The organism is Candidatus Symbiopectobacterium sp., assembly GCF_020054415.1.
In the GTDB taxonomy this organism is placed as follows: Bacteria; Pseudomonadota; Gammaproteobacteria; order Enterobacterales; family Enterobacteriaceae; genus Symbiopectobacterium.
In genome coordinates this window covers 1-1,529 of the sequence record NZ_JAHWCO010000260.1, presented here as the reverse complement: position 1 = coordinate 1,529, position 1,529 = coordinate 1, and the positions used below count along the sequence as shown (strand labels likewise).

General features: G+C 41.9%; 2 protein-coding genes and 1 pseudogene. 1 reads left to right on the top strand and 2 read right to left on the bottom strand.

The window, feature by feature from the left end; translation table 11 throughout:
* Both QZ506_RS07510 and QZ506_RS07505 read right to left on the bottom strand, forming a co-directional pair.
* Positions 1–189, bottom strand: a pseudogene (locus QZ506_RS07510) (recombinase family protein); the annotation flags it as partial.
* A gap of 700 nt (positions 190–889) precedes the next feature.
* Positions 890–1,045, bottom strand: a complete 156-nt coding sequence (locus QZ506_RS07505) for a hypothetical protein (RefSeq protein WP_291970137.1) — start codon at positions 1,043–1,045, stop codon at positions 890–892.
* 23 nt (positions 1,046–1,068) lie between these two features.
* Between QZ506_RS07505 and QZ506_RS07500 the strand changes: the two genes are divergently transcribed.
* Positions 1,069–1,529: IS5 family transposase (locus tag QZ506_RS07500; RefSeq protein ID WP_291970135.1), on the top strand; the 461-nt coding region annotated here is incomplete at its 3' end.

Below are 1,529 nucleotides of genomic sequence, written 5' to 3'. Positions count from 1 at the left end.
TGCTAAACCCGCTTTAGTACGTTCAACAATCAGTTCCCGCTCCATTTGCGCCAACGCACTCATCACATGAAAGAAAAAACGACCTGCGGACGTAGAAGTATCAATGGCATTCGTCAAACTATGAAAATGAATACCTTCATCGGCTTTGTTGAATAATAGGGAATGATGCTGTTCTGACGTGCCTATTTTGGACGAAAATGCTGCTCACCCCTGGATTCATCAGCTAACTCTGTATGTAACATACTGATTTTACGTTAATGGTATTCTCAGTATTTATGGATGCGCAGCATAATATCTATTTATTCAACAAAGCCCAAATCCACTACCGAGTCGATAACCGATGCGCCAGTTAGCGATATTCATTCTTCACTCCTTTCCATATTGCGTATCACAGCCAGGTTATTCTTCCATTGTTTAATCCCATCAGAATGAGTGATGACCTGTTGCTGACGAAGCCTGTCTCGCGTTAAAACTAAGCAATATAAATGGCTGTTTCGCCGATGTTAGGGAAATAGCATCCCCTCAACCATGATTCAGTGCTATCATCGAAAAAATAAAATCTGACGCTAAGAATTGCTGCTTAATGTTCCCCAGCAGTCACCGTCAAAATACGTTTCTGATGGTTATTGTCTGCTTCGTTTCGCCCCAGACTACCCCCTGATGTCTCTAGGTTTATCGTCAGTAACCATATCATCTTTATTACATTGATCGTTTTAATCACTTAAAAATAACAAATAAAAGCTAAAAAATATCAATTTAAGTGAATCGTTCGACAGAATCATGTAATAAGTAAAAGATACCTCTGTTGATATTATTTAATGGGGTAAGCACCGTGTCAGATGCAGAGAAAATATTTCTCGTGTGATTCTTGTAGAAAGGATATTTGTCGCTAAGAAAAATAGCGTGAAATAACAGGACGACAACGAAAGTGGTGTCTATCGAAATAAAAAGTAAACGTGAATAGCCTGGCTTTGTTGAATATACCCGTGATCAGGCTTTGTTGAATAAATAGAACTTTTGGATAATCATCGGAGCAGATCACCACAGTTGTTTCAAAATCAGGTCTCCGTGGTAAAACAAAATTTTAAAATCACCAACTGGCCCTCTTATAACAAGGCCCTCAAGCAGCGCGATTCTCTAACCGTATGGCTAGATGAATCAGCCATTGCTGCATGGACGGAAAAAAACACTACTGAACGGCGTGGACGACCGCTCCGCTACTCAGATATGGTCATCACAACAGTCCTGATGATGAAACGCGTGTTTGGCCTTTCATTGAGGGCTTTACAGGGATTTGTTGACTCGATTTTTAAACTGATTAAATCGTCGCTGCATTGTCCAGACTATTCGCTGCTCAGCAAGCGAGCAAAGACGGTGAACATCGGTATAAAAACGCCAACCCGTGGTGAAATCTCACATCTGGTCATTGATGGAACCGGCCTGAAGGTCTTTGGCGAAGGCGAATGGAAAGTCCGGCAGCATGGTGCCGACAGACGCAGGGTATGGCGTAAGCTGCACCTGGCAGTAGA